This window comes from Candidatus Binatota bacterium, from assembly GCA_012960245.1.
Lineage (GTDB): Bacteria > Desulfobacterota > Binatia > UBA1149 > UBA1149 > UBA1149.
Window position 1 is genome coordinate 152934 of the sequence record DUBO01000060.1, and the last position, 26735, is coordinate 179668.

At 60.9% G+C, this 26735-nt stretch carries 23 protein-coding genes and 1 tRNA gene; 7 read left to right on the plus strand and 17 right to left on the minus strand.

Annotated elements, in window-relative coordinates; genetic code table 11:
- Positions 1-17: 17 nt before the first annotated feature.
- Positions 18-1484, plus strand: a complete 1467-nt coding sequence (locus tag EYQ35_12525) for a hypothetical protein (GenBank protein HIF64957.1) — start codon at positions 18-20, stop codon at positions 1482-1484.
- Between the two features lie 191 nt (positions 1485-1675).
- Here EYQ35_12525 and EYQ35_12530 read toward each other — a convergent pair whose 3' ends face one another.
- The 3 genes from EYQ35_12530 to EYQ35_12540 are packed head-to-tail and all read right to left on the minus strand — an operon-like array spanning position 1676 to position 7047.
- Positions 1676-3085, minus strand: a complete 1410-nt coding sequence (locus EYQ35_12530) for a carotenoid oxygenase family protein (GenBank protein HIF64958.1) — start codon at positions 3083-3085, stop codon at positions 1676-1678.
- A gap of 45 nt (positions 3086-3130) precedes the next feature.
- Positions 3131-5209, minus strand: coding sequence for a hydantoinase/oxoprolinase family protein (locus tag EYQ35_12535; protein ID HIF64959.1), 2079 nt, complete (start codon positions 5207-5209; stop codon positions 3131-3133).
- Entirely contained in the window at positions 5209-7047 is a 1839-nt protein-coding gene (locus EYQ35_12540) for a hydantoinase B/oxoprolinase family protein (protein ID HIF64960.1), read from the minus strand. Before EYQ35_12540 ends, EYQ35_12535 begins: the two co-directional genes overlap by 1 nt.
- Before the next feature lie 164 nt (positions 7048-7211).
- On the opposite strand from EYQ35_12540, the gene EYQ35_12545 reads away from it, so the two are divergent.
- Genes EYQ35_12545 through EYQ35_12555 form a run of 3 tightly spaced genes read left to right on the plus strand, consistent with a single transcriptional unit; the run spans position 7212 to position 10174 of the window.
- Positions 7212-7871 carry a TetR/AcrR family transcriptional regulator gene (locus EYQ35_12545; GenBank protein HIF64961.1) on the plus strand — a complete coding sequence of 220 codons (660 nt, stop codon included), beginning with the start codon at positions 7212-7214 and terminating at the stop codon, positions 7869-7871.
- 39 nt (positions 7872-7910) lie between these two features.
- Positions 7911-9080 carry a hypothetical protein gene (locus EYQ35_12550; protein ID HIF64962.1) on the plus strand — a complete coding sequence of 390 codons (1170 nt, stop codon included), beginning with the start codon at positions 7911-7913 and terminating at the stop codon, positions 9078-9080.
- A gap of 20 nt (positions 9081-9100) precedes the next feature.
- Positions 9101-10174 (plus strand): hypothetical protein, encoded by a 1074-nt coding sequence (locus EYQ35_12555; protein HIF64963.1) that lies wholly within the window; start codon positions 9101-9103, stop codon positions 10172-10174.
- 85 nt (positions 10175-10259) lie between these two features.
- Here the strand turns inward: EYQ35_12555 and EYQ35_12560 are convergent, their stop codons facing one another.
- From EYQ35_12560 to EYQ35_12625, 14 genes are all read right to left on the minus strand, one after another.
- A complete protein-coding gene (locus tag EYQ35_12560; GenBank protein ID HIF64964.1) occupies positions 10260-11369 on the minus strand; it encodes a phosphotransferase family protein in 1110 nt (369 codons plus the stop codon).
- A 58-nt stretch (positions 11370-11427) separates the two neighbouring features.
- Positions 11428-11799, minus strand: coding sequence for a hypothetical protein (locus EYQ35_12565; GenBank protein ID HIF64965.1), 372 nt, complete (start codon positions 11797-11799; stop codon positions 11428-11430).
- A gap of 36 nt (positions 11800-11835) precedes the next feature.
- On the minus strand, positions 11836-12141 hold the full coding sequence (locus EYQ35_12570) for a hypothetical protein (protein ID HIF64966.1): 306 nt from the start codon (positions 12139-12141) through the stop codon (positions 11836-11838).
- Between the two features lie 63 nt (positions 12142-12204).
- On the minus strand, positions 12205-13182 hold the full coding sequence (gene bioB / locus EYQ35_12575; protein ID HIF64967.1) for a biotin synthase BioB: 978 nt from the start codon (positions 13180-13182) through the stop codon (positions 12205-12207).
- Between the two features lie 56 nt (positions 13183-13238).
- Positions 13239-14447, minus strand: coding sequence for a metallophosphoesterase (locus EYQ35_12580; protein ID HIF64968.1), 1209 nt, complete (start codon positions 14445-14447; stop codon positions 13239-13241).
- Between the two features lie 2 nt (positions 14448-14449).
- A complete protein-coding gene (locus tag EYQ35_12585; protein ID HIF64969.1) occupies positions 14450-14683 on the minus strand; it encodes a hypothetical protein in 234 nt (77 codons plus the stop codon).
- 119 nt (positions 14684-14802) lie between these two features.
- Entirely contained in the window at positions 14803-15552 is a 750-nt protein-coding gene (cofE, locus tag EYQ35_12590) for a coenzyme F420-0:L-glutamate ligase (protein HIF64970.1), read from the minus strand.
- Between the two features lies 1 nt (position 15553).
- On the minus strand, positions 15554-16522 hold the full coding sequence (locus tag EYQ35_12595) for a 2-phospho-L-lactate transferase (protein HIF64971.1): 969 nt from the start codon (positions 16520-16522) through the stop codon (positions 15554-15556).
- The gene (gene cofH, locus EYQ35_12600) at positions 16440-17696 is read right to left on the minus strand and encodes a 7,8-didemethyl-8-hydroxy-5-deazariboflavin synthase subunit CofH (protein ID HIF64972.1); all 1257 of its coding nucleotides are present in this window, start codon (positions 17694-17696) and stop codon (positions 16440-16442) included. Before cofH ends, EYQ35_12595 begins: the two co-directional genes overlap by 83 nt.
- Entirely contained in the window at positions 17693-18907 is a 1215-nt protein-coding gene (gene cofG, locus EYQ35_12605) for a 7,8-didemethyl-8-hydroxy-5-deazariboflavin synthase subunit CofG (protein ID HIF64973.1), read from the minus strand. Before cofG ends, cofH begins: the two co-directional genes overlap by 4 nt.
- 79 nt (positions 18908-18986) lie before the next feature.
- Positions 18987-20378 carry a sigma-54-dependent Fis family transcriptional regulator gene (locus EYQ35_12610; GenBank protein HIF64974.1) on the minus strand — a complete coding sequence of 464 codons (1392 nt, stop codon included), beginning with the start codon at positions 20376-20378 and terminating at the stop codon, positions 18987-18989.
- Complete coding sequence (locus EYQ35_12615; protein HIF64975.1) at positions 20347-22062, minus strand: hybrid sensor histidine kinase/response regulator; 1716 nt, start codon at positions 22060-22062, stop codon at positions 20347-20349. The genes EYQ35_12610 and EYQ35_12615 overlap by 32 nt, the downstream gene beginning before the upstream one ends.
- The gene (locus EYQ35_12620; protein ID HIF64976.1) at positions 22037-24214 is read right to left on the minus strand and encodes a GAF domain-containing protein; all 2178 of its coding nucleotides are present in this window, start codon (positions 24212-24214) and stop codon (positions 22037-22039) included. Before EYQ35_12620 ends, EYQ35_12615 begins: the two co-directional genes overlap by 26 nt.
- A gap of 240 nt (positions 24215-24454) precedes the next feature.
- Positions 24455-24784: a hypothetical protein gene (locus tag EYQ35_12625; GenBank protein ID HIF64977.1), complete on the minus strand. Its 330-nt coding sequence runs from the start codon at positions 24782-24784 to the stop codon at positions 24455-24457.
- A gap of 96 nt (positions 24785-24880) precedes the next feature.
- Here EYQ35_12625 and lipB point away from each other — a divergent pair, with 96 nt between their 5' ends.
- From lipB to EYQ35_12640, 3 genes are all read left to right on the plus strand, one after another.
- Complete coding sequence (lipB, locus tag EYQ35_12630) at positions 24881-25549, plus strand: lipoyl(octanoyl) transferase LipB (protein HIF64978.1); 669 nt, start codon at positions 24881-24883, stop codon at positions 25547-25549.
- Positions 25536-26531 (plus strand): methylmalonyl Co-A mutase-associated GTPase MeaB, encoded by a 996-nt coding sequence (meaB, locus tag EYQ35_12635; protein ID HIF64979.1) that lies wholly within the window; start codon positions 25536-25538, stop codon positions 26529-26531. The genes lipB and meaB overlap by 14 nt, the downstream gene beginning before the upstream one ends.
- A gap of 53 nt (positions 26532-26584) precedes the next feature.
- A tRNA-Met gene (locus EYQ35_12640) sits at positions 26585-26661 on the plus strand.
- The last annotated feature ends 74 nt before the right edge of the window (positions 26662-26735 follow it).

Consider the following 26735-nt stretch of genomic DNA (forward strand, 5'->3'; position numbering starts at 1 on the left):
CTGGAGGAATATTGAAGATGGTACATCCGAACAAGAGTCTTCTCCGGGGTGTTCTCGGGTTTCGTGTGCAGCGCCAACTGCTGTGGGCGCTTTTGTGTGCAGCATCATTGGCGCTGGTCGTGTCGAGCCCCGCTGTGGTTCTGGGCGCTGCGATCTGCGTGAGCGGCTCGACGCCTGGCTGTGAGACTACAATTCAAGCGGCAATCGATATCGCGGTGGGCGGCGACACGGTTACGGTCCTCGACGGGCGCTATGACGAAAACGTCGTGATTCCGTCCGGTAAGGACGGGCTTCGTCTCGTCGGTGATGGAGGCGTACTCGATGGCGATCTTCCCAACACTGGCGTTGCTCTGACCGTGGAGTCCAACGACGTGACCGTCGAGGGCTTGGTGATCCGCAACGCCGAGGACCACCTGATCGCTGCAGGCACGGAGATCGCGCCGGTCTCGGGCTTCACCATCGACGGAGCTACCCTCGAAGGAAGCCGCACGGCTTGCGTCCGGGTGTACGGGGACGGGTTCACGGCCCGACGCACGACAACGCGGTACTGCGGCCTTCATGGCATTCTAGTTACAGGCAACGACGCTACGATCACCAAATCCAGGGCCTCTTACACGGGTAGTGACGCCTATTCAGTGATCGGCGACGATGCCGATTTGCAGCGTAACCAGGTCATACTGATCGACGGTGATGGCTACGAGGTGTTTGGGGATCGGGCGAGGATCGTCCGCAACAAGGTGAGGATCATCGACAATGGCGGCGTGGATGTGCGGGGGTATGACGTCTTCGTCTCGAAGAACAAGATTTCGCACATCGACGGCACGGGCGTCGACGTAGACCCGCCCGACGATGCTTCTCCGGGACCGGCCGGCAATGGGGGTGAGATCTCGAACAACTCGGTCTTCAGCAGCACCAACGACGGCTGCGTCGAAGTCAGTGATTTCGCTGAGCCCGAGTTCGACCCCGTCTTCGCTTCGGTATTGGTTTCTGGGAATCGATGTCGCCGCGCCGTCGATGAGGGCATAGCTATCGTTGCCGACGGCGCTATCGTCACCGACAACCGGGTTTCCCAGGCCGGCGCAGGACCCTTGGAGCCTTGCGTCAGCGTAAAGGGAGATGGCGCCGTGGTGACGGGAAACAGCGGGTCTAGCTGTGCTGGTGGCGGACTACTATTGGTCGGCAGCTCCGGAGTCGTGAGCGACAATACGATGAAGAAGACCTTCGGCTATGGGTTCGAGGTGGGCAACGCTACCGACACGTCTGACTCGGTGGTGGTTTCCGACAACTTGGCGCAGGCCAACCTGGGGTTCGGCTTCGCCGTGCGCCAGTCTGCCACCGCCGCGGCGCTCTCAGGCAACGAGGCGAGCAAGAACCGCGAGGATCTCTGCGATGCAGGAACCGCAACGACATCCGTGGGGAACGACTTCGATACCGAGCTCGATCCCTTGGGAGCCGATTGTATGCTGCGCGGCGAGGCTCCGTGAGCTACTACGACGGTGGTGGCGCCGATAACGAGCCCGTTACGTTGACTACCTGATCGCACACGGATTCGTGCACGAGGCCTGGGCCGCGCATAGGGCCCACACCAAACGGATTTTCGTGTCCAACCGCAACACCTGGGTCGCTGCCTGCACCTCGTCTGCACTCCCCGCGACCGCCGTGGACCTGAAGTCACTCAGCCCGGTCTGGTCAACATCGAGTCTGATCCGTCAGGCAGCCAGTTGCCGTGAAAACCAAATGGAACGCGCCGCGGCATGTGCACGCGGGCGGTCTCGGTCATTTCGTGGGCGTCGAGGATGACCAGGTCCGTGTGGGCCCCGTCCGTATCGCTTACCATCGAGACGATCCACCCGTCGTTTTCGGCCGTGCCCGACTGGTCAGGCGCGAACACGGGTTCGCCGGTGACCTCGCCGTCCCGGTACTGGTGGGTTCGCTCAGTACCGGCAACAAAGTCGTATAGGGTAACCGAGTCGAAACGCGGCCCCAGTGGTACCGTCGTCCTGGCAAACGTCGCCGCGACGCCGTAGCGGTGTTTTTCACCTTCGACTTCAGCTCGAACCCGGGGAAACTCGCCAGGCAGATCGCCCAGCCTCTGCTCGCTGACGGTCCCAGCGTCCAGGTCGATCGTGAACCTGGTCAGGAAAGATTCAGGGTCAGGAATCGACGCGTCGCCGGCGCCGAAGTCCATCCGCTCGAAACGGCAGCCATCCACCATGATCCGGTTGTCTTCCTCCCACGCGTTCATGAAATGCACGACGTAGCAGTTGGGGATCTCGAACCACCTGGTGTCGCTGCCAGATCCTTCCCTGGGCAGTACGCCGATGCGGGTGCCGTTGTCGGGGTCCCACTTCACCATGGGTCCGCCCGCGAGAAACGCCTCCAGGTCCAGGACGGCGGGGGAGTCGAAAAACACCGCGTGCTTACTGCTGACCGCAAAGTCGTGCATCATCGTGGGCTTGGGAACCTCGATGTCTTCGACCTGCACCAGTTCGCCGGCAGCGCTAACGCGCATGTACTTCAGCGTGGGCATGTATCCAAACACGATCATTTCGCCGTTGCGCGGGTCGATGTGGGGATGGGCTGTAAAAGATCCCTGCAGGCGGCCGGCAAAGTCGTGTTCGCCCAGGGTACGAAGTTCATCATCAATTTCGGTGGGTGCGCAGCCCTCCATCAGGCAGAAGATACGTCCCGCGTGGCGGATGACATTTGTGTTGGCCGTGTTCTTGACAGGCCCGCCTTCGCCGAGCAGCCGCGGGTCGGTCAGTCCGGGCGCGGCCAGCCCCCCATATATAGCGCTTCCGTGACGCTGTTCCGCATCCAGGCCACGGCTACGGATCCAGCGGTTACGATAGGATGCCCTGCCGTTTTCCAGCCTGATCGCGTGGATCATTCCGTCGCCGTCAAACCAGTGGTAACTGCCCAGGGGTTCGAACATCGGGTTGGGGCCGTTACGAAGGTACAGGCCCGACAGGGCAGGGGGGATAGATCCCTCGACCTCGAGGTCATCGACTTCTATCTCGTCGGCTACCGGGGCGAAGTTGCCTTCTAGAAACTCGCTACCGCGTTTGTTTGTAACCAGGCTCATTGTTTTCCTCGCGTCTTGCTCATCCCTGAATTGCAGCCGGCCAGGTCATGCCCGGTCTTCGAGCCTGTAGTCTCCATCATCGTCAATTACAGCCCGCCATCCCGGGTTGACGACAATGGTCGTGAAATCCGCTTCGATTATGGCCGGTCCTTCAATGGCGTGCCCGGGCAACAAATCGGCATCGCGATATACAGCTGTCTCCGCGAAGCCTTCGCCTAGGTTGGCCCGCCTGCGTTCGTGAACAGGTGCTGGGCCCTCAACTGTTTCTGCCTTGCTGCCGAACTCAAGCTTCGGAACATCGGTAGAGGTCTGCAGCCTGACGCCCGTGATCTCTGGAGTCTCGCGTTCCCTGTGGTGACCGTATTCCTTCTCGTGGACCGCGTGAAACGCCGAGCAGCATCTTTCGGGTAACTCAGCGTCTACGAAAGCCGCGCCGCTGTTGCCCATGTCCTCATGTACGACCACCGAGAGGCTCCAGTTCTGACCGGGGTAGCGAAGGTTGAGAAGATACTTGCTGTGCACCTGTCCAGGGGCAAAACCGGCAGCTGCAAAATAAGCAAAAGACTTACCGAGCAACTCCCGCCACAAGCCGCTGAGTCTGGCCAGATCAACAGCGGGCAGCGAGCTGAGCAGCGCTCGTTCTTCGTCGATGGCCGGACGGGCCACCAGCGCTCCGAGAGCCGAAAAGGCGGGCGAGAAGCGGGGGATGAGTACGCGTTTGATTCCAAGGGCGCGGGCCTGCACGGCGGCAAAGACCGGGCCGTTGCCGCCGTAAGCGAGCATCGTGAGCTCACGGGGATCCACGCCCCGGCCCGCGGTCGCCCGGCGGACAGCCTGGGTCATGGTAGCGTTAACAAGGCGCCAGCAGTCGTGGGCCGCTTGCTCCACGTCCAGGCCCAGGGGGCCAGCTACGTGGGTTTGCATGGCTTCTTCGACGCCTTCGCGACTGAGCTGGAAGCCGCCCCCCGCGAAGGTAGCCGTCTCGGACAACAGACCCAGTAGAAGATTGGCGTCGGTGACAGTGGGCTCGCTGCCACCACGGCCGTAACACACTGGACCGGGGTCTGCCCCCGCGCTGCCCGGGCCAACACTGAGCGCGCCGCTATGCGCGCTGCACAATGATCCGCCACCCGCGCCCAGGGTTTCTACTTTCACCATAGGTGTGGCCACAAGGTAGCGATGGTGCCAGTTCCAACCGGCCTCTGCCGGCGCCGTGCCACCCCGCACCAGTGCCACATCGTAGCTGGTACCGCCCATGTCGACACAGAGCAGGTCGGGCTCATCTTTTCTGGCGGCAATGGCGGCGGCGCCAACCACTCCGCCTGCAGGCCCGGAGGCCAATGCGCGTACCGGGCTGCCGCGAAGGTAGTCCCTTGTCATCACTCCGCCACTGGACTGCATTACCATGAGGTCGTTCTGGTAGCCGCCCTCACGCAATTTTTGTTCAAGCCGATCAAGATAGCCGCTCACCCGTGGTCCGATGTAAGCGTTTACCACGGTGGTGCTGGTTCGCTCGAATTCCGGAGCTCTCGGCAGGACCTGGTGAGAGAGTGATTGTTCGGCTCCCGGCATCTCTTCGGAAATGATCTCGGAAAGGCGCAGCTCGTGGGCAGGGTTTACAAACGAAAACAGCAGGCTCACGGCCACCGACTCAACGCCCTGGGCTGCCAGGCGTTTTATGGCAACTCGGGCGGCATCTTCATCGAGCTCCTGGTACACCGAGCCGTCGAACAGCACCCGCTCCTTGATTACCAGTCTTCGACGCCTGGGTACCAGGGGTGTAGGCGGGGCTAGACGAACATCCCAGATGTCTTCTTTGAAGCCTCGTCTCAGCTCGATCTCGTCCCGAAAACCGCTGGTCGTAAGCAGGCCGGTGAGGGCACCGCTGCCTTCAATAAGCGTGTTGTCGCCAACCGTAGTGCCATGAATCACCGCATCGAGGCGACCCAGCAGCGCAGCCGTGTCGAGATCGAGGCGCCGGGCGAGTTTTTCCAGGCCGTTGATAACCGCATCAGAGCGGTCGTCTGGCGTACTGAGCACCTTGTCGAGAATCAGTCCCCGGTCAGTCTGCAGGGCGAAATCGGTAAAGGTTCCGCCAATGTCGATTCCGACGCGCCAACCCATCAGTTCGAAGATTCCAGTCCGGGATCCCCAGACCGCTCGGCTGTGAGAAGTTGCCGAAGGTCGCTGGTGGCGGGCAAGTCGATTTTGAGGTCCTGTTGTTCCAGTGTTCCGGCCAGTACGACGCCGTACCGGGTGCGTGCGCCTTCCGGACTCACGTACTCGTCGAGAACGTCTTCAAGCACCGCGGCGGGATCGCGTAGAAGTGGGTTTTCGAATCCACCGCCACCACCGTACTGGTACGCGATTACCGCGCCCGCAGGCAACTGGGCTCGAAGCGAATTTTCTACCTCGTATTCCTCGGGCGTGCCCACGCAGAAACGGTTGCCGTAGGGGCTGCCGGGGTCTCCACCCCTGAGGCCGTTGAGCGGGTGTTTCTGCGAAACCATCCAGGCGATCGCCATTGTCGGCTCGAGAATCTTTTTGCTGTTGAGCGAGCCAGGCTGCCCACGCCAGCGCCCGGCACCGCCCGTGTCAGTAGTCATTTCACGCGACAGGTTGATAACGGGAAAACGGCTCTCTGCGTCTTCGGCTTGCGCGAGTACGAGATTGCCGAGACCGCTGCACATCGACCCCCAGCCGTCGACACCCTGGGTTGCCGATGCGTCGGAAGCCCTGACGTCAACGCCTTGGTCCATCCACATATTGCCCTGTTCGTCAGCACCAACCACGGCGTTGGGCATGCCGAGCTTGTACACCTGCGGAGAGGAGCGTTCCGGAAGAATCTCGGACAAGGCCACGCAGATAGCTTCGGCGATCTCGCAGGCCGGGTGAAAAGCTCCCAGCGCTGCTGGCTTGTTGGGCGGAGGCTGCAGGATGGTTCCGTACGGAATGACCAGGTTGACCGCATTGAACAAGCCCTCGTTCTTGGCGATGGTCGGGTCAACCATTGATGCCAACTGGGCCATGGCGTAACCACGGCTGTTGGAAAAGGTATTCCATACGTTGGAGAGCTCGGGCCTGTCGTCGCTGCCCGTCATGTCGACGGTCAGTTGGTCGTTGGCAACCGTACAATTAACGTGAACGTGCACGTCCGGGTTGCCCGCCGTGTCCTGGTCTATGAAGACATCGGCTTCGTAGGATCCATCCGGCCAGCTCTCCACTTCGGCCCTGAAACGTCGCTCAGTCTCGTCGATGTTGTAGTTGATCGCTGCTTTTATGCGATCGTCACCTTCGCGGTCGACCAACTCTCCCAGCAGGCTGGCACCAAGTTGCGCGGCTGCGATCATCGCCGAGATATCGCCCTCAAAAGAGGGCAGGCGGTTGTTGCGCACCAACATGTCCACCGCGTCGCCACGCTTGCGGCCACGGTGAACCAGCTTGAGGCGCGGGATGGCCATACCTTCCTGGAAAATATCGACCGCGTCGGGCGAAAAACCACCGGGGTCCTTGCCCCCGGTGTCGCCCTGGTGGGCTTGCAGCGCAGCGATGAGCAATACCTTGCCGTCACGGTCATAGACCGGCGCGTAAACCGTGTAGTCGGGTAGGTGGCCTCCGCCATAGTCGGGGTCGTTGCCGACGAAGACATCGCCCGCTCCCCAGTCATCTGTTTTCTGGTTCTCGAGTCCCCACCTCACAGCCATGGGTGAAATGAAGAGCAACTGGGGAATTCCCACCGAAAGCCCGGCGAGCCTTCCGTTACCGTCCATGATGCTACCGTTTCGCTCGTTCGACTGGTTGATAATTGCCGACGATGCCGAACGTCCCAGCAGGGTGGCCGTCTCGAAACATACGGTTTCGAACGCACCGCGGATGATGTCGGCGCTGACCGGGTCGATCTGGCCCGCACCGTCCAGGGCCGCCCGTCTCGCCGCCAACCTGAGGTTTAACTCTTCGCTCAATGTTATCCCCGCGCTGCAGAGCAACGAACTCGTGAAAGGAAGTACAATCTTAGCGGCAATCCCGCAAGAGCCCCCGCGACCGTCAGAACTGCAACAGGTGAAATGTAACATATTGACGGAGTGTGTCTAATTTGTTAGCTTCTCCGGGTGGAGGAAGCTCAAGGATGTTGAAGCAGGGTCGAGGCGCTGCCGGAACTCGATTGGTACCCAGGTGGGCTTACGATGAGGGCGGGCCTTTCGCGCGCGGTACCATCCGCGAGGCGACCCGGGAGCGAATTCTTGATGGAGCCATGAAGTCGGTGTCCAGCCACGGCCTTCGCAATCTCGAAATGACCGACGTGAGCGTCAGTGCCGGCGTGTCCCGCGGCACCCTGTACCGTTACTTCTCGAACCGCGACGAATTGCTGCACAGCCTGACGATTCGCGAGGCTCACAATTTCTGGACACGTTGCGTAGGGGCCCTCGAAGATTGCGAACGGGACGAAGAACGACTCAAGTTGTTGATGCTTCACGCTACCCGCTACGTCAAAGAACACGCCGCCCTGCAGCGCCTGCTCGAGACCGACCCCGCCTTCGTTCTTTCCTCGCTCAGGCAGAGTTTCCCCTCTGTGCGCGACGAACTTGGCAGGCTGCTTGCCCCGGCCCTTGCAAGCAGTGAGCCCGTGAAAGCGGGCGTTGTTTCGGTCGATCAGCTGGTCGATTGGCTGACACGCATACTCGTTACGACTTATCTCTTTCCGCCAGAAGACAACACTGCCATGGAAAACGCCATGGAGTCGATGCACGGCCTGTTGCAGGAGAGTGGCGCAAGCAGTGAATCATGACCCTTCATTTCTTTTACCGCAGGACTGGCACCAGGGAGCATGGGCCCAGCAATTCGTTTGCGCGACACTCGGGAGAATAGCACGTTGAGAGATTACCAGATCATTGATTGCGATCAGCACGTCATCGAACCCCCGGAGTTGTGGGAAAAGTGGTTGCCTAGCAAGTATGCTGATGTCGCCCCGAAACTGGTAAAAGACGAGGATGGTGGCGACGCCTGGCTACTGGGTGAACACAAAGAAGCCATCGGGCTGGTCGCGGCAAAGGGGGTTTCACCGAAAGACCTCAAATGGACTGGCACCTGCTATTCCGACTTGCATCCCGGCATCTTTCGCTCGGCCGAACGCCTTGAACTCATGGACGAAGACGGCATCGACGCGGCGGTTTTCTTTCCGCCGCAGCGCACAATGATCTACTTCATGACACTCAAGGACAACGAGTTTCATCTCGCTGGTATGCGAGCCTACAACGATTTTATAGACGACTGGGTGTCCGTGGACAGGAGCAGGCTGGGGGCGATATGGCAGATGCCGGCCACGGGGGCCGACGACGCGGCCGCCGAGCTACGCAGGGCGGCCGAGGCCGGAGCCGTGGGTGTAGGGCTCGCTTCGTGGCCCAGTGGGGGAATGGTTCTCTCTGCTGCCGATGATCCGTTCTGGGCTGTCGCCGACGAACTAAACATGCCCGTGCACGTCCACATCGGTCTCACACCGGCGAGGCAACCGGTGCAGCGCGTTGCCGCACGCAAAGGTGGGGCCGCGCAGCTCGTCCTGTTGGCAGGCACAATGTCGCGTATGCCCTTGATAATCGCCGAGATGATATTTAACGAAGTGTTCGACCGCTTCCCGGGCCTGGTCATGGTCGGTGGTGAAGTCGGAGCGGGCTGGGTTCCTTACCTTCTCAGTGAAATGGACGATCGTTACCGGCGTAACCGTTACTGGTGTGACGTAAACCTGGAGCTGGAACCTAGCGAATACTTCCGGCGTAACTGGAAGGTGGGTTTTCTGAGGGATCCCTACGGCGTGCGCAACTGCCGTGACGTGGGAGTTGAGAACATGATGTGGTGCAGCGATTTTCCGCACCACATCAACGATTGGCCTAATTCGCGCCAACTTATCTCCGAGATGAGCGAGGGCGTAGACGCGAGCGACGCGCGCAAACTTTTTTGCGAGAATGCGGGCCAGCTCTACGGCTTCACCTCGCGACCCTGAAGACCACGGAATCACTGCCAATGGCCAACGTGGATGCTTGGGCTCGGTTCTGCAATAGACTCGAAGATGCCGGCGAGGTGATCAACCGAGCGGGCACTCCCGGGGACGAACTGACCCGCGCCGAAGGCTATCGCTACCTGTCGCGGCTGACCCGGCTTGCTCTTGAGAAACATCTTGAGCACGCCGATCCCGGCGCCCCGACTTTTTACTGCCTCAGCCACGAGACGGCCAAGATCGGCTGTGACAACCCGGATAGTTTTTACCAGAATGCCGTACTCGATGGGCGTTATGAATACCGGGTAAGCGGCACTCGGGGTACGGCCGCGTACCTGGGCATCGGCGCTTATTATGGCCACTATGGTAGCGACGCGCCGTCGGGTTGCAGCGGTTATCTCGAGGGATCGCAGCTGGATTTGGATGAGCAGGACGGATTCGAGCTTCTACTGGGTGGCAAGAAAAAGCCGGGCAACTGGATCGCCTTGCGTCCTGACAGCTCAATGCTCATCGTCCGACAGGTGTTCCTCGACCGGGCCAGAGAGACCGCCGGCGAGCTGGCCATAGAACGCACAGGCGGCGATTCGCCACGCGTGCTGGACGCAACAGCGCTTGAAGATGGATTGGAGGCCGCGGCGGCTTTCGTTGTAGGTACCGCGGTGCTTTTCGCCGAATGGGCAGAGGAATTCGAGCGCAGCCCCGGACAGCTCATCGCCATGGACAGTGCCCGTACCGCGGGCGCCCACGGGGATCCCAACATCTCGTTTCACATGGGGGCGTGGCAACTGGACGAGGGCGAATCGCTGCTGGTCGAGTTGCTGCCACCGCCTTGCCTGTATTGGAACTTCCAGCTGAACAACCACTGGATGGAGTCACTCGATTACCGTTGGCAGCGCATTCACGTCAATTCACATGACGCCGTAACCGACTCGGACGGGGTTGTCCGTATCGTGATCAGCGAGAGTGACCCCGGACTCCCTAACTACCTGCACACCAGCGGTCACGGTCACGGAACCATGGGCCTGAGATGCATCAAAGGGGAAGCTCCGTTCTCGATCGAGACGAAGCGTTGCCGTCTTCCGGAGCTCAAGGCAAACTGATAAAGCCAAGTACTTACCGTAGGTTATAGCACACTGCGCGATAAGCAGCCTGACTTGTTAGGAAGGGATACAGGCCCTGGAGTTTTCAACTCTCTTGCGAAAAACCCGTCCGCGTCTCACCGGGAGGAGCGAGGTCGAGAAGCCCGGCCAGCAGGTTAGTGCAGGTGTTATCCATCTCGAAAGCGTAACCAGCGGCTTCATCCATCAGCTCGTAGCGCACCAGTTGTTGAGAAATCCGCATCATGATCACCGAGAATCGAAAACCCGCAAACACCTCCCAGTAGTGGAGGTCTCCGAGTTCTCTGTCCGCGCAGCGCTGGTAGTGCTCGAGGGATGCTTCGTAGGAGCAGAAACCCTCAAGCCGCGGGGTGGAGATTCCCTCGCTGTGATGGCGATCCAGGAAGATGCCCCAGGCTACGTCTTGCTCCGCGGTGCCCATGCAGGCCATTTCCCAGTCGAGTACAGCGGCGGGGCGACAGTTGTCATCGAAAATCACGTTACCGATACGGGCGTCTCCCCAGGAGACAACGGGGTGATCAACCGCGGGCGCATTCTTTCGTAACCATTCACGGGCCACCCCCGCTACCGGTTGCTCCCGGCCCCGCGAGGCCCAGGCAAAAAAATCGTCGTAGTTGTCCAACTGGGCCTGCAGCACGTCGGGTGAATCGGCGCCTGCGAGAAAATCAAATCCCATGTTTTTCCAGTCGAGACTGTGGATCCCGGCCATGCACTCAAATCCCCCGAGCCAGACTTGATTGCGTTCTGTCGGCGAGAGTTCATGCAGCCAGCCCTCGCTATGATAGGGCGGGTTATCACCCGGGACACGCCCCTTTACGTGACGCATCACGTAAAACGGTGCGCCGAACACCGACTGATCGTCGTTTTCCGTCCACAAAACCAATGGTACAGGCACTGCGCTGTCGGCGAGCTTTTGCATACAGAGATACTGCAACGAAAGGTCGTAGTCCGGGAACACGGTGAAGCCTTGTGGCTGAATGCGGACAACGCAGCTTTCACACTGCCTGCCACCATCCCACGAAACATCGCAGAGCAACGTGTCGTTCGAAAATCCAGAAGAAGAGGGTGAAACGAGCTCGCCAACCACCAGCTTATCAGGATGATCCAGCTTGCGGTCCAGCCAGTCGTAAAATTGTGTCCGGTCTCGGTCGAGATCGCGTTCCCACATGGTTGGCATCGTATCGGGTTCCCTCAGATTCCAGATCTAACCAGCTCCTTCTCGAGCCGGGATTCGTTCAACTGGCCAGTGCCTGTTCTCGAGTATAAGTGGAGATGGCCTCTTCCCATTCGGCCGGTAGGAAGAACATAGGACCGGGGCCGCTCTTGTAAACGATGTTGCCGTCCAGCCCGACCAGCGCCAGGCGTTCGGGAACCGCGTTCCACAAGCTGGAGACAGCATCGTCCATGCCATCAACGAGGGCAGGCAGCTCAAGAGCGGTTCGCAACATGCAAGCCTGCCCGGCGTCTATCCTTTGGTCGATGTTGGCAGGTTGGGCAAATACTACGCCGTCGGTAAGGTTCTCGTCCACCTGCCAGCCATCGCTCGGGTGAATTTCCTTGATGTAAACGACGTAAAAATCGACCTGGTCTTTCCAGCGACGGTAGATATCGTTAACGGCACCAGCCTGGTACCGAAAGGGCGGTCAAGTGTAGCTACCAAAAACGAGCGCGACCGGCCGTTTGCCGAAATGATCTGAGAGAGTAACCGGGGGGCCGTCCTTGTCGTTGAGCCGGGCGAGAGTGAAATCACTTGCAGCCTGTCCGGCCTGCAGCGATCCAGGCTCGGCCGCCATGGAGTCGGTTAAGTGCTGGGCCGACAGCGGGTTCTCCATCGCCACGGCCAGGCGACCCCAGCCTTCTTCGCCCAGCTCTGCATCTACCGCCTTGAAATCCAGCCCCTGCTGTTCAGCCACGGCTTGGACCATTATTCGGATTTCTTCTCCTTTCATGCGCCCAATGTGGGACAAGGTTTGGCCTCTTGCAAGTAGAATTCCGGGGGTGACGCCCGCGCGTCAGGCTGTTTCAGCCTGGATGTTGATGCTCGCTGCAGTCAGGCCCGCTTGTTCGAGCAGGCGACGGTCAGCGTCGGTGTCGGGATTGCCGGTCGTCAGCAGCTTCTCGCCAAAAAAGATCGAATTCGCACCCGCCATGAAGCACAACAACTGGGCTTCCTCCGATAGGCGGCTGCGGCCCGCTGACAGCCGGACCACTGAGGCCGGCATCATAACCCTGGCACAGGCCACCATGCGCACCAACTCCAGTGCTTCAACAGGTTCGCGGTCGCCCAGAGGAGTGCCCTCTACTGGCACCAGGGCGTTGACAGGAACGCTCTCGGGATGTCTGGGCAAGTTGGCCAGTTCGACCAGCATGGCACAGCGATCGTTAATACTTTCGCCCATTCCGATTATACCGCCGCAACACACGGTGATGCCGGCTTCGCGAACGTGGGCGAGTGTTTCGAGTCGTTCATCAAAGTTGCGGGTCGTAATTATCTTGTCGTAGTACTCTCGGGAAGTATCGATGTTGTGGTTGTAGGCCGTAAGTCCGGCATCCTTGAGCTTGCCCGCCTGCTCGGCGTTGAGCATGCCCAGGGTCACGCAGCTCTCCATGCCCAGGGAGTTGACCCCACGCACCATGTCGAGAACCGAATCGAACTGGCTGCCCGAACGGACGTCGCGCCATGCCGCCCCCATGCAGAAACGGGTTGCGCCGGCGTCCCTGGCTTCCGATGCCGAGGCCAGGACGGCCTCTACGTCGATCAGCGCCTCGTTCTCAACGTCGGCTTCGTAGTGAGCGCTTTGGGGACAGTAGGAACAGTCCTCGGGGCAACCGCCCGTCTTGATTGAGAGCAACGAACAGAGCTGGACCTGCTTCGGGTCGTGGTGCTCGCGGTGTACACCCTGGGCCAGGTAGAGCAGCTCGCCCAGGGAAGTGTCGTGGATCTCGCGGGCTTCGGCTACCGTCCAGTTGTGTCTGAATCCTTCGGTCATCCTCCTTTTTTAGGCCGAGTCCCCCGCTGCTTCAAACCCACGAAGTGGGGGCGGTCTCAGCTCCGTGGGTGACCGGACAGCGTGATCACCGTGATTTCCCTTGGGGTCGCGATGCGGACCGGCTGCCCGGTCATCCCGAGGCCCCGGTTCACATGCAGGCAGGACCCGCCGCTGTAATAAGTACCGCGTGGGTACCTGGTCATAAAACGCGCCAGGGATAGCCGCACCCGCCCGGGCAGAGGCAGTGACAATTGCCCGCCATGGGTGTGGCCAGCCAGGACGAGATTCAGGCCCAGCTCGGCCGCCTGGGGAAACAAGTCGGGGCGATGCGCGAGAAGAACACTGGGCTCCCCGGCAGGCACGGCGGTTGCGAGTTCGTCAAGGAATGGGTCTTTCGCTAAGCCCCTGGCCCAATCCTTACCTCGATCATCGAGGCCAATAAGGTGCAGGCTCGCGCCTCCAACATCCACCACTGTCCCGCTGTCGCGCAAGACTTCAAAGTCGGTCCAGGAGTGAAGGGCTGCCGTCACGGCATCGGCGCCGGTCGCCCGATCATGATTCCCCATTATGGCGTAAACGCCATGGCGGGCGCGGAGACCACCCAGCGCGGGAAAAGTCTGAGGGGCATGGGCGAGGCCATCGGTGATGTCACCTGTAATACACAGAAGATCAGGCTCAAGACCGTTTACGATCGAAACGTAACGGCTGATGCGTTCAGCCGACATGAACCGGCCGAGGTGAATATCGCTCAGCTGCACCAGGCGCAGCCCCTCAAGAGCAGCGGCCAGTTCGGGAATCGCCACTGAGATCTCGTTGATGTGCAATTCGGCCTGCCCACGAGTGTAACCCCAGGCCATGGATGTGAATACTGCCAGCAGCCCCGCTGTGGTGAGTTGTCGAGCGAGTTCGAGTGCGCCTGCTGAAAGCGACAACGTGGCCGATGCTCCGAGCGCATAGAGGACAGCACCGGTAAGCGAGCCTACGACCCACGCGAAAACGAGGAACAAGGAAGCGAAGATCGAGCTGAACGCCAGCCCTGTCCATGCTCGCTGTATCCACGCAGTGACATTACTGCGCGGCTCGAACGGCAGGAGCGAGCGGTTAACGCTGTAGAAAACCAGTGGTGCGGCCACGTGCAACAACCAGCTGCCCGTGAATTGTGGACCCAGCGCCCACGAGATCATCCACCACGCGCAGGCCCACTGGGAAAAGGCTACGAAACCCAGCAGTAGTGAAAAAAAATGTCTCCAGAAATAAGAGACCAATTTCAGGCGGGCATACGCTGAACCAACTTGTCTCGCATGCGCTCGCAGTGCCGGTCAACGGTGGCCCGCAGCGCACTGAGACTCTCGTCTTCAGAGTCGCCGTGGATGCTCTCGATCCTGTTGACCAGGGAGTCCAGCCTCATGCGCACCTCGTTGAGTTCGCACACCATGCTGGAGAGCTGTTCGGATTTCTTTTTACGCTCGCGCGTACTGCTTGTTTCTATCGTCGATTCCACTGCGACTGTTCCCCCCGCTGCCGGTTGTGTACCCACGCTTCATTAGAGGCCAAAGGCCAGCAGAAGTCTACGTTCGATAGTGCGTAAGTCAGCAGAGAACATCGGCGACCCTGCCGCGTTCAGGTGAACAGGTCATCCTCGGGTGGCCGAAGCAGCTCTACGGCACTGCCGTTACCCAGTTCGGCGCCACTACCTCGTACCAGTACGGCCGGTACTCCCGCGTCTTTTTTCATGGCAATACCGGCTGCGGCAGCCAGCTGATCGGCAACCGCGAGAGATGTGTGCTCGAGGGGTTTTCCCGCCCAGTCACGGCCACCCTGCCTGTCGTCGATGGGCAACAACCCCGCGCAGCCTATGGCCAGGTCCATCTGTCCCAATCTCCAGGCGCGGCCGAAGGTGTCGGAAATGATCACCCCGACCTGCGCTTCGTAGTGGGCAGCGAGTCGCAACATCAGCCCGAGCGCCGACTTGTCCGAATCTTCGGGCAGCAGGGTAGCGTAACCCTCTGCTGCCTGGTTCGAGCAGTCTACGCCCGAGTTGGCGGCAACAAAGCCGGGACCGGTGCGCGTGATAAGGTGGCCGTCCTTCTTTCGCAGGATTTCGCTCGCCTCAAGCAGTGCCAGCTCTACGACGGCCGGGTCTTTGTCGTGCGCACTGGCAAACTCAAGGGCCTCGGTCGAGGGCTCGACTTCGGCCAGCTTGCGCACTCTTCCTTCGGCCCGTGACACGACCTTCTGGCATACGACCAGGATGTCGCCGGATTTGACGCCGACCTTCTGCTTGTCGATAGCCTCGATGAGCAAGGCGGCGAGATCGTTCCCAGGCAGAACCATGGGGACGCCTTCGATGGGTATCAACATGGTTACCATTTCAGCTGTCCGTCCCGCCGAGTGGTATCTTCAAGAGAAAGCGCGCAAGCGCCAGCGAACGCCGCTTACTATCCAGCAGGGTGTTGCGCTCAACAAGGCGGGGCCAGGTGGCTTTACGTCGCGGTGGCGCGTCCCCAGGCGAAACGACCAGCGAGGCCGCGAGCCCCTCGTAGAAGTCGGCTATGCCGGCGCTTCCTCGACCTGCACCCAGGCTTTTCATCATAGCGACCAGGGGGCCCTTCACGGCCCTACCCTCAACCAGGGGACTAACGGCGATGGTCTTGCGGCACACGGCGGCCAACGCCGACCGCAGGCCCGGAATCGAAAGCATGGGCGCAATGCTCACGTAGGGGTTACTGGGAGCGATTATCACCCTGTCGGCCGACGCCAGGGCCTCGCTCACCCCGGGTGCCATACTGGCCCCGGACGCGCCCTGGTAAGTGATGCCGTCCACCCTCGGACGCGCTCCTTGCTTGACGAACCACTCCTGGAAGGCAATGCGGCGTCTACCCGACCTGAGTATGGTACGCACCGGGTCATTGCTCATGGGCAATACCGAGGTCCTGATATCCAGTTGTTTGCAGATTCGCCGGGTGGCCTGGGCAAGAGTCGAGCCTTCTCTCAACAAGTGGCTACGGTAAATGTGAAGGGCGAGGTCCCGATCGCCAAGCGAGAACCATTGGTCGCCGAAATAACGCCCCAGCCAGGGCAGGGCGTTCTGCGTATCGCCGCGTATACCCCAGCCTCTCTTGATCGGGGCAAGCCCGGCCAGTGTGTAAGCCACCGTGTCGAGGTCGGGAGAGACCTGCAGGCCATAGAAACCCTCGTCGTCTCCCGTGTTGACGATCACGCTCAACCTACGGGGATCAACGACTTCGGCGAGACCCCTAAGGAGTCGGCAGGCGCCCACTCCACCCGCCAGCAGGGTGATCCGTGGGTTGGCCGGCAAGGTGTCCATCATCGCTCTCATCCAACAGGTCGTACAGGGTATTGCGTTGTCGGGGTTTTCTTCCCCTCGACATGATCATGCTCCTGAGTTCTTCGGCCGAAGTGTACTCTCCCGAATCCGCGCCCGCTTCGCGCGAGATGCTCTCTTCCATCAACGTGCCACCAACATCATTACAACCGGCGTCGAGACTCAAGGTGGCCAACTCGCGACCGAGTTTGACCCAGGAACTCTGCAGGTTATCGATCAGTCCGTCCAGCATCAATCGGCTGGTTGCGTACACCGCTATATCGAGACGCCCCTGTGGCACCGGGGATACCAGCCCCTCGGCGTAAAGCTGGGTGTTCTGCCAGATAAAGCGCAAGGGCACGAACTCGCTGAGTCCACCGGTGTTGCGCTGGATGCTACGCAGCACCTCAATGTGTTCGGCCATGTGCCGTGGTGTTTCCAGGTGACCGTAGAGCATGGTGGAGGTCGTAGGCAAACCCACCTCGTGGGCTGTGGTCACGATTTCTATCCAGCTGGCGGTGTCGAGCTTGTCGTGGGTAAGTACCTTGCGGATCTCCGGGTCAAAAATTTCAGCCGCGGTACCGGGCATGGTGTTCAGACCCGCGTCGAGCAGTAGCTCGAGATACGGGCGATAGGCCATTTTCATTCGATGAGCGCCGTACTGGATCTCCATCGGTGAAAACGCGTGAATGTGAAGGTCGGGGTAGGCCTCGCGCACTGTTCGGAGGAGTTGCAGGTAGCCGTCGTCGGGCATAGCCGGGTTGAGCCCACCCTGCATGCACACCTCGGTAGCCCCCAGCGCTACGCCCTCGCCGATACGATCGAGAACGTCAGAGACATCGCGATCGTAAGCGCGGGGACTGTTCTTGAGGTGGGCGAAAGAGCAGAACTTGCATCCCACGAAACAAACGTTGGTCCAGTTCACGTTGCGGTTGATGACGTAGGTCACCGTATCGCCTACCGCGCGTCGTCTCAGCTCATCGGCGACTCCCACGAGGGCGGCCAGCGAATCGCCTTGCAAAGCGAACAGCTCAGTGGCCTCTTCGACATTTGGTGCCCGTCCGGCCAGCGAACGCTCGAGGATGGCCGCCAGGCCGGGCGGGGTGGCCTCCAGGCGGGTTTCGAGATCCCGTTGGTCAGCGAACAGGTACTCGACTCTCTCAGGTGACTGTTCGGTCTGGTAACTCACTGGGCTGCCCCTCCCTGGGCCGTGACCGCCGCGGGCAGGTCCGCAAAGCGTTCAACCGCCCGTCGCATGTCGGGGTCCAGGAATTCGTCGTTCGCGTACTCGGGATAAACCGGCAAGCGGGGCTCGAGTTCGAAGCCCAGCCCCGAGCAGGTTTGCGACAGGTCTTCGAGATGAGGCCAGGGGTCGCCCGGATTAACGTAGTCGGCTGTCACCGGTGAGATGCCACCCCAATCGTTGATGCCGGCATTAACCAGGCGTGCGTGCCCTTGCGGGCTGAGGTTGGGCGGAGCCTGTATGTTCATCGCGGGTCCCAGCAGCAGGCGGGCGATAGCCACACAGCGTATGAACTCGTCTTCTGTCGGTTCCGGAAAACCGCTCATCGGGGTGGAGTCCTTGTGCCTGAAATTCTGTATGATGACTTCCTGCAGGTGACCGTACTCCTCGTGCAAGCGACGCAGTTCGAGCAGGCTCGCGATTCTTTCAGCTTCGGTTTCGCCTATGCCCACGAGTATGCCGCTGGTAAAAGGTATTCGCAGCTTGCCCGCGTCGGCGATCATACTGACCCTTGCCGCCGGGTCCTTATCGGGCGCGTACTGGTGGGGCATTCCTCGTGCACGCAAACGGGGGCTGACATTCTCGAGCATCAACCCGAAGCTCACGTTCACCGGTCGCAAGTTGCGCATCTCATCGATCGACAACAGCCCCGCGTTGGTGTGCGGCAACAGGTCGGCTTCGAGCGCCAGCGAGCATGCAAGGCCCACGTACTCAGCCGTGCTCGTGGCACCCCATCGTTCGAGCTCGGCACTGAACCCGCGGAACGCGATCTCGGGTTTGTCGCCAAGGCACATGAGGGCTTCTATGCAGCCGGCTTCTTTCCCCCGTTGAGACCACTGGCGGATCTCGTCAGGGGTCATGGTCCATTCGCCTGCCTCGCCGGGATCCCGGCGAAAAGTGCAGTACGTACACCTGTCCCGACAAAGATTGGTCACAGGGAGAAAGACCTTTGGAGACCAGGTGAGCACGCGGTCGCGATCACGGTCACGCTGCCGGCAGGCCAGCTCACAGATCTCTTCGGTCAGAGACCATTCGCGATCGCCGTCAGCACCTCCGCGGGGACTGCCAGCTTGCAGAAGGGCATAAGCATCATCGGCGCCCAGCCGCTCAAAAGCCCGGGCCCTGGCAAGGGCTCTGTCTAAAGGATTACGGACCATCTTGATCGCTGATAGTAGAGCAATCAGCTGCTCTTGCCCAACCCAGAAAGCCCTACCCGGGGGTAGGGGTCGGCAACTACTATGCGTCGGGTTGCTCTATGCCGAGCTTGTCCATGCGGTATTTCAGAATCCGCCTGGTCGTGCCCAGGGTTCGCGCGGCCCGGGTTTGGTTATGTCGGGCCCTGCTGAGGGCCTCTTCGATGATGTCCTTCTCAAACTCGTCCACCGCAAGGTCGAGGCTCTTGCGTCCATCGAGCACCATCTGCCGCGTGCCCGGTCCCGCCGTAGACGGCCCCGCCGTCATGTCAGGAGGCAGGCTGTTGACCCCGATCTCATCGCAGTCCGGTGCCAGTACGAGGGTTCTCTCGATCACGTTCTCGAGTTCGCGCACGTTGCCGGGCCAGGGATAGCCGAGCAGTTGTTCTACTGTATCCTGGCCCAGGGTCCGCGGGGGAAGCCCGTGCTCCCGGGTTTTCTTTTCAACGAAGTGGCGAATCAGGAGCGGAATATCATCTGGCCTATCGCGCAGGGGAGGAAGGGTGACCGTGACCACGTTCAACCGGTAGTAGAGGTCAGCCCTGAAAGCGCCTTCTTCTATGAGCTTGCGCAGGTCCCTGTGGGTGGCCGCAACCACCCGCACATCGACTTGCAAGGGGCCCGCGCCGCCCACCCGCATGATCTCGCCTTCTTCGAGAACCCTCAGTAACTTGGCTTGCAAGGACGGGCTCATCTCGCCGATTTCGTCAAGGAACAGCGTGCCCTTGTCAGCGATTTCGAACTGGCCGGTCTTTTTTGCCGACGCGTCGGTGAACGAACCTTTCTCGTGACCGAACAGTTCGCTCTCGAGCAGGTTGTCGGGAATGGCCGCGCAATTTATGGTGACCAAGGTCTCACTGGCCCGCGGGCTGTTGTAGTGAATGGCCTTGGCAATGAGTTCCTTACCAGTGCCCGATTCGCCGCTGATGAGCACCGTGGTCTTCAGCGGGGCCACTCGCCCCACGGTATTGAAGACATCCTGCATCAGGGAGGATTCGCCGATCATGTTGTCCACGGAGTATTGAGAGCCAACTTCACTGCGAAGCTGGTCAACCTCACGAAGCAGATTGGCGTTTTTGATTGCACGGGAGGCAACCATGCGCAGCTCGTCCACATCAAAAGGTTTGGTGATGTAGTCAAAGGCTCCCAGTTTCATGGCCTTCACCGCCGTGCGAACTGTCTTGGTGGCCGTCAACATGACCACGGGCAGCTCGCTATCGCCCTCGCGAATGTGCTCGAGCACTTCGAGCCCGTCGATACCCGGCATGAGGATGTCTAGAAAGGCGAGGGCGGGGCTGTTTTCCTTCAGCCACTCGATGGCGTCTTCGCCACAGGGCTGGGTCACCGTCTCCCAATCGTCCTTGAGTACCATGCGCACTGATTCGCGCACGCCAGCCTCGTCATCAACTATCAGAACTACCGGTTTGCCTGTCATCTACCTCATCCTCCACCGCCCTTGGCAGTTTCCACGTCAGCCTCGATCCATCCTTGGTATTGCTCACACCGAGGTCACCCCCGTTGCGCCTGCTCAGTTCACGGGCCAGCGCCAGTCGCCATGAAGCCGGCGGCCCACCGCCCGAAGTCATGCCAGCCAGGGCAGCGAGTTGCCCTGAACTACCTGGCACGTCGACCACCATCGCTCCTTCGTCGCTTACGGTTACCATTGCCGCGGACCCGCGCGGTAGGGTTTCAACAACGGCGTCCACCATGCAGTCGATCGCAAAACAGAGCTGCTGCAGGTCGGCCTCTACGCGCCACCCCCGCGGCATATCAATGTGTACCGCTGCGCGGGCCTCATCGCCTCGGTCGATGAGCGCGTGTTCGAACAACTCAGCCACGTCAGCCGTTACCGGCTCGGGAAGTGAGAACCCCTCGTACTCGACAAGCGTGTCAACGATATCGCTCAAGCGATCACAGGCCCCCCTGGCCAGGCGCGCGAGCTCGTTGTCTTCGGGCGCAATCGAACTGAAGGTTTTAAGTGTCGTCAGCGGATTCCGCAGGTCGTGGGCCAGGTGTGCAAGCAGCTGTTCCAGGGGTAGGGGCTCGCCAATATCCTTACTACCAGCGCTTTGTGCGTCGACGCGGGGCGGAGCGGGAATCGACTGCAAGGTCGGACGGATCGTGCGCTCGACTCCGAACACGATGTCTTCGGCCTCCAGCTCACGACGCCCGCCGGGCTCGCAGAGCAACAAGGCACGACTCCTGCGCAGCACGACTTCGAGCTCGGTAGCGTTGCCCGGCCAGGCGTAAGCCTGCAGGCGTTCGGCAGCCGAAGCGGCCAGGGAGAATGGAGGGCTGTCGGGATTTTCAAAAGCAGCGAGCATTGCCCGCGCGAGTTCCGGGATACAGAAGGGCTGCTCCCTGAGCGGAGGCAGCAGGGCCGTTAGGCCAGCCACTCGGTAGTACAGTGCCATTACGAGCCGGCCGTCGGTAGCGAGGCTCTCGGGGCTGTCGGCCATGCCGGCGACCACGCCGCAGCCGGAAACCCCCAGCAGGACCGCCAGTTGTTCTTGTTCGGCGTGGCTGCGCAGCTCGAGATCGGGCAGGTAGACTACACCCCGTTCGCAAGACTCAATGAGGCCGGCCGCATCCGAAGCAGCAGTGACGACGCTGAACTCGCTGTTGGGTCCTTGCAATGCAGCCAGCGCCGCGGCCACGTTTTCTTTCCCAACACCGGGTTCTCCCACGAGTACGAGGGGGACCTGGCCGGCAGCGGCTTGCTTGAGGACGGGTTCGGCATGGGCCGGAATCCAAGGAAAAGAGAGCCATGCGGCTGGTTCCGTTTGTTCACCGACGCGGCCGCCCGAGCAAAGCCTGGCCACGGCCGCGCTCAACTCAAAGAGGGGAAAGGGGTGCAGCAGCACTTCCCGCCCCTGGCCTTCCAGCGAACTGGCCCGGGCTGCGCTATCAACTAGAAGCAGCGATGGCACCGAGCTGGGGATCTCGACAGCAGCAGAGTCACAGCAATTGAACACCACAGCGTCGGCGTCCACTGAAGCAGCTGGATCGCCCGATCTGCGCAGTGTCCAGCCCTCGGGCAGGACTTCCTCTACCGCAACCACAAAACGCCCGGGCGAATCCAGGAGCAGCAGCTCAGGCATGGATGAGACCCTCGGCATAAAGGTTGTCGGCTGCTTGTTCGAGAGCCGGAGAATCCACAGGCAGGGTTATGGTAAAGGTCGTGCCCTTGCCGGGTGTGCTGTCGATGGTAACCGAGCCACAGTGATTGACCACCAGCTGCCTGGCGATGGCGAGTCCGAGCCCGGTACCCTCAGTCCTGGTGGTAAAAAAAGGTTCGAAGGCTTGCTCGACCTGCTCTTCGCTCATGCCGCAACCATCGTCAGAGATCGTAAGCGTGGCTGCTTCGGTGCCATTGATCCACCCACGCCCGGTGCTCACCGTGACATGGCCTTTGCTCCTGTTTTCGCAGGCCTGTATCGCGTTGTGGACTATGTTGACGAGGATCTGATTAATCTTATCCTCGTCAGCGATAATGGGAGGCATCGACGCGTCAGTTTCGATACTGAGAGAGACTCCGCTCTTTCGCGCGTGGCTGTCCAGCAGCGTCGCCACCCGTTCGACCAGCTCGTCGAGGTTCAGCGGGCTTCTCTCGTGGGTGGCGGGGCGAGCAAAAGAAAGAAGCTCGTTCACCAGAGCCGTTATGCGATCGACCTCGGATAACGCCAGGTTGAGAAAGGATTCCCTGTACTCTTCGTCGAGATAACGTTCGGGCAGAAGCTGCGTGAAGGTTCGTATCGAAACCAGCGGGTTGCGAATTTCGTGCGCCAGCACGGCGGCCATGGTGCCGATGGTGGCCAAACGCTCGGAGTGCTGCAACACCTCGTTGCTGCGCGCCAGTGCTTCGTTCAATCGGACGGTAAGGACGGCCACGGCCAGTTGCCCGGCGAGTGCATCGAGCAGCTCCAGGTCGTGGCGAGAAAATATCCGCGCGTCGCGTCGCGGACCGAGCAGCATCAACCCCACGAACTGTTCACGCGCGACCAGCGGCACGACCACGTCGCTTTCATGGCGCTCCATTTCGACACAGCCCTGCGCGGCCAGCGAAAGCGGCGCGGCGGCCTGTTCGGCTTCTTCGCGCACAGCCGGGGCGCGCAATGACAACGCCCAACCTGCCACCGGATTGCCGGTTTCCAACTCCTCGGGCCAGTGTCCCCCGTGAGGCCGGGCTCCGTGGAGAACGTAGCGTCCCTTGCCTTTCTCCAGGTAGATCGCGCAGGAAGCCACGCCGTGCCTCGACGCCAGGGTCCGGGCAACTCGCGAAACCATCTCATCGGTGTCGCGAAGCAAGCAAAGCTCCCGGCTCAATTCCATGACAGCGTCGCGATGTCCGCGACCGTCCTCGAGCAGCGACTTCTCGATACGACTGCCCGCGCGTTCCGAGAGGCGGGGGTAGAGGAGAATGCCACCGACCAGCAGTCCGCACGCGAGCAGTGAGAAGCGCGGTGATACCTGGCCGAAGCTCGCTTCCTGGGCCAGGGCGAGCAGCACCCAGCAGACAGAGCCCACCGCGGCCAGCACCGCCGAGTTGGCAAGAGTTCGCGCGAGAGCCTGGTCGAGGTCCATCAAGCGGTGGCGAAAAAACGCAAATGACATCAACCACGCCAGGGCGATGCTGCCCGTAGAACCCACGAGGTACCCTGAAGCCCATGACGCGGTCCAGCCTGCCGGCGCTGAAAAGCGCAAAAAGCCATGCGCAGCACAAACCCAGGCCAGGCCGGCTCCCAGGCGCAGGTAGCGGGCCTGGTTGCGCTTGAGACCCACGTTTTCACGAGCGGCAGTATGCAGCGAGAGAAACAACACGGCGACCACCAGCATCACGTAGACGGGAACCAGGCCGCCCATGGGGCCAGCCACCAGGGCCCAGCGAACTTCGCCGCTGCCGGCGATCACCGCCTGCACACCTCCCACTGTGGCCGCGGCGTAGGTACAGGCAACCAGGGCGATTGCCCCCGCGTAAGCAGCCCAGAGAGTCGGTTTGTCGGGCGTACCGAAGAGCAGCCGTACCGTGTGGAGAAAAAGCAGCGGCGCCAGGATAGTTCCAAGCAGGAGCTGTTCCGACCAGGCCCTGGCTGCGAGTTCGGAAAGCGGCCGCGTAAGGGCAAAGGCGGCTACGTTGGCTATTACCATCGCCAGGCAGAAGGCGAAGAAAAGCTGGTGCAGAAGCCGGCCGGGTCGGCGCGCGAAGACAAGCACGCCCAGGAACAGGTGGAACGCCGCTGCGGCAAGAGGGAGTGCGCTGACCGCGGTCACCCGCGTTCCTGCCTGATCGCGACTAACGCCGCTGTTGCATTCAACTCTACGCCCACCCAGACCCCTCAGCGGTTTACCGACCAGCCTGTCGGCAACACCCAGCGGCCCTAAGACGCCGCCCTAGAGACAAGATACAGTCCAAAGCTGTACACGGCAATAGCACCGGGACAGTAAGACACCGTCCAAGTGTTGTTTTTGGGGGACATCCGGGAGGTCGAGGGTTCTACGACCGCCCGCACACTAACGAACAGGCACCAGCCAGCGGCGAAGCAACGCGGCCGAGGAAAGCAGTAGTCCAAGAAGTACGAATAACTTGCCGCCACTGGCGACCACCCTGTACTGTTCACGTTTGCCGAGGGCGTTCTCGTATACCGCGTTGCTTTCATCGGAATCGTGCAGCAGCGACGCGGTGTCGGTAGCAGTGACCCGTACGGCCTGGTTGAGCGCCCGTACCGAGGCAATGTCTTCGCCGTACTGGGTTACCTTGGAAAGACCCATCCACCAGTTGCCCGCTCCGATGAAGAGCAGCACGACGCCCAGCGCCAGTACACGGGATGACCTGCGTTGCACAGGGTAATATTAGCCTCTTGAGTGGGTTTATACCAAGGCCCCGACGGGCGAACAGCCCCGCTTGAGAGCCAGAAACGGCCGCGCTAGGTTTGAGCGGTGATATCGAACAAAAACGGCTGCCGTGAGCAGGATTGGGGGAGGCTCGATTACGCGGTTGCCATGAAGCGACAGCGCGAGCTCGCCGGTCGCCGGGCGGCAGGTAGTTGTTGCGACACGATTGTCAGGGTCGCGCATCCACCAACCATCACCCTGGGTCGCCACGCTCCCCTGGACGACCTGCTGCTGGACCGTAAACAGCTACAATCGAGGGGTATGGCGCTGCAGCGCAGCGACCGCGGCGGCAGGGCCACCTGGCACGGTCCGGGACAGGCAGTGGTCTACCCAGTGGTGTCGCTGGCCGAGCTGAAGATGGGCGTAGCCGATTGGGTGTGCCTGCTCGAGTCGGCGGTGATCGAAGTGTTGCAAGGCTACGGCGTAGACGCTGAGCGGCGAGATGGTTCGCCGGGCATATGGACGCAGCTGGGCAAAATCGCGTCGCTGGGCCTCAGGGTGAGCAGGGGAGTAAGCTACCACGGCGTGGCACTCAACGTCGGCTTGGATGTCAGTGGATTTGAGGTTATTGTCACCTGCGGCGTTGAAGGCGAGCGGGTGACCAGCCTCGAAGCTCTCAGCGCTTCGACCCTTGAACCCGCCGTTGTATCGCGGCAACTGAGCGCCGCTGTTGCGACCCGCTTACACGGCTCGGCTTCATATGAAAAAGAATGAACGCGACGGTCAGTCTCTCACCAGCGCCATGCTCGAAGGCGACAGGGTTGCCCTTGCGCGCCTGATAACAGCGGTCGAGAACCGCGGCAGCGACACGGCCGCTATAATGTCGAGGGTCTACGCGCGCTGCAGCGACACCTTCATCATAGGCATCACGGGTCCGCCGGGGGCGGGCAAATCAACCATCACCAGCTGCCTGGTCCAACACCTGAGGGCGAGGGACCAGTCGGTGGGGGTAGTTGCGATTGACCCGTCGAGCCCTTTTTCCGGCGGCTCGGTACTGGGCGACCGCATTCGCATGCAGGATCACTTTCTCGACCCCGAGGTATTCATTCGCAGCCTCTCCACGCGCGGTAGCCACGGTGGACTGGCGAGGGCCGGCCGAGACGTCGCACGTATCTTCGGCGCCTATGGCAAGGACGTGGTCATCATCGAAACCGTCGGGGTAGGGCAGACCGAACTCGACATCATGGAAGTAGCCGACACGGTGGCCGTGGTGCTCGTGCCCGAGTCCGGGGACACTGTGCAGGTCATGAAAGCCGGCTTGCTCGAAATCGCCGACCTCTTCGTGGTCAACAAGGCGGACCGTGAAGGCGCGGTGCGCATGAAAACCGAACTGCAGACCATGCTCTCGCTGAGAGTCGGAAGCGGTGGGGAAGACTTCTGGGAAGTTCCGGTTCTGCTTACCGAAGCCCGCAACGGCAAGGGGACAGAAGAAATCCTCAACGGCTGCCTGGCCCATCATGAACGCCCCGGAGACGAGGAACGGAGCCGCCATCGCGGACAACGCCTGCGTGAAGAAGTAATTGAAATCTGCACCGAGGAACTGGTCAGGCGTCTACACGAGCGCAGCGATGATGCGCCGCTGGCGCCGGTACTCGAGCGCGTGGCCAGGGGTGAACAGGACCCCTACGCCGCGGCCCTCGAGATCATCAACGACGATGTCAGTCTCGCCCGGGTGCTGTCGGGAGGAAACGATTAGGGTCAAGGCTGCTTGACTTCGGAACAGCCAATTTTCATCCTGCACGATTCAGTGGCGAGGTAGCTCAGGCGGTTAGAGCGAGGGTCTCATAATCCCTAGGTCGTGAGTTCGAGTCTCACCTTCGCCACCATTTTTTTCATTCGAAGCGCCAAAGTGTCAATTCGCGCACGAGCCGTCACGGGAGCCACCATGACACCACCGCTG

Excerpts from the sequence above, each read along its gene's own strand:
- EYQ35_12525 (HIF64957.1), top strand. The coding sequence starts at position 18 with ATGGTACATCCGAACAAGAGTCTTCTCCGGGGTGTTCTCGGGTTTCGT.
- EYQ35_12530 (HIF64958.1), bottom strand. The coding sequence starts at position 3,085 with ATGAGCCTGGTTACAAACAAACGCGGTAGCGAGTTTCTAGAAGGCAAC.
- EYQ35_12535 (HIF64959.1), bottom strand. The coding sequence starts at position 5,209 with ATGGGTTGGCGCGTCGGAATCGACATTGGCGGAACCTTTACCGATTTC.
- EYQ35_12545 (HIF64961.1), top strand. The coding sequence starts at position 7,212 with ATGTTGAAGCAGGGTCGAGGCGCTGCCGGAACTCGATTGGTACCCAGG.
- EYQ35_12550 (HIF64962.1), top strand. The coding sequence starts at position 7,911 with ATGGGCCCAGCAATTCGTTTGCGCGACACTCGGGAGAATAGCACGTTG.
- EYQ35_12555 (HIF64963.1), top strand. The coding sequence starts at position 9,101 with ATGGCCAACGTGGATGCTTGGGCTCGGTTCTGCAATAGACTCGAAGAT.
- EYQ35_12560 (HIF64964.1), bottom strand. The coding sequence starts at position 11,369 with ATGCCAACCATGTGGGAACGCGATCTCGACCGAGACCGGACACAATTT.
- EYQ35_12570 (HIF64966.1), bottom strand. The coding sequence starts at position 12,141 with ATGAAAGGAGAAGAAATCCGAATAATGGTCCAAGCCGTGGCTGAACAG.
- bioB (HIF64967.1), bottom strand. The coding sequence starts at position 13,182 with ATGACCGAAGGATTCAGACACAACTGGACGGTAGCCGAAGCCCGCGAG.
- cofE (HIF64970.1), bottom strand. The coding sequence starts at position 15,552 with ATGGTAACCATGTTGATACCCATCGAAGGCGTCCCCATGGTTCTGCCT.
- EYQ35_12595 (HIF64971.1), bottom strand. The coding sequence starts at position 16,522 with ATGAGAGCGATGATGGACACCTTGCCGGCCAACCCACGGATCACCCTG.
- cofG (HIF64973.1), bottom strand. The coding sequence starts at position 18,907 with ATGGTCCGTAATCCTTTAGACAGAGCCCTTGCCAGGGCCCGGGCTTTT.
- EYQ35_12610 (HIF64974.1), bottom strand. The coding sequence starts at position 20,378 with ATGACAGGCAAACCGGTAGTTCTGATAGTTGATGACGAGGCTGGCGTG.
- EYQ35_12615 (HIF64975.1), bottom strand. The coding sequence starts at position 22,062 with ATGCCGAGGGTCTCATCCATGCCTGAGCTGCTGCTCCTGGATTCGCCC.
- meaB (HIF64979.1), top strand. The coding sequence starts at position 25,536 with ATGAAAAAGAATGAACGCGACGGTCAGTCTCTCACCAGCGCCATGCTC.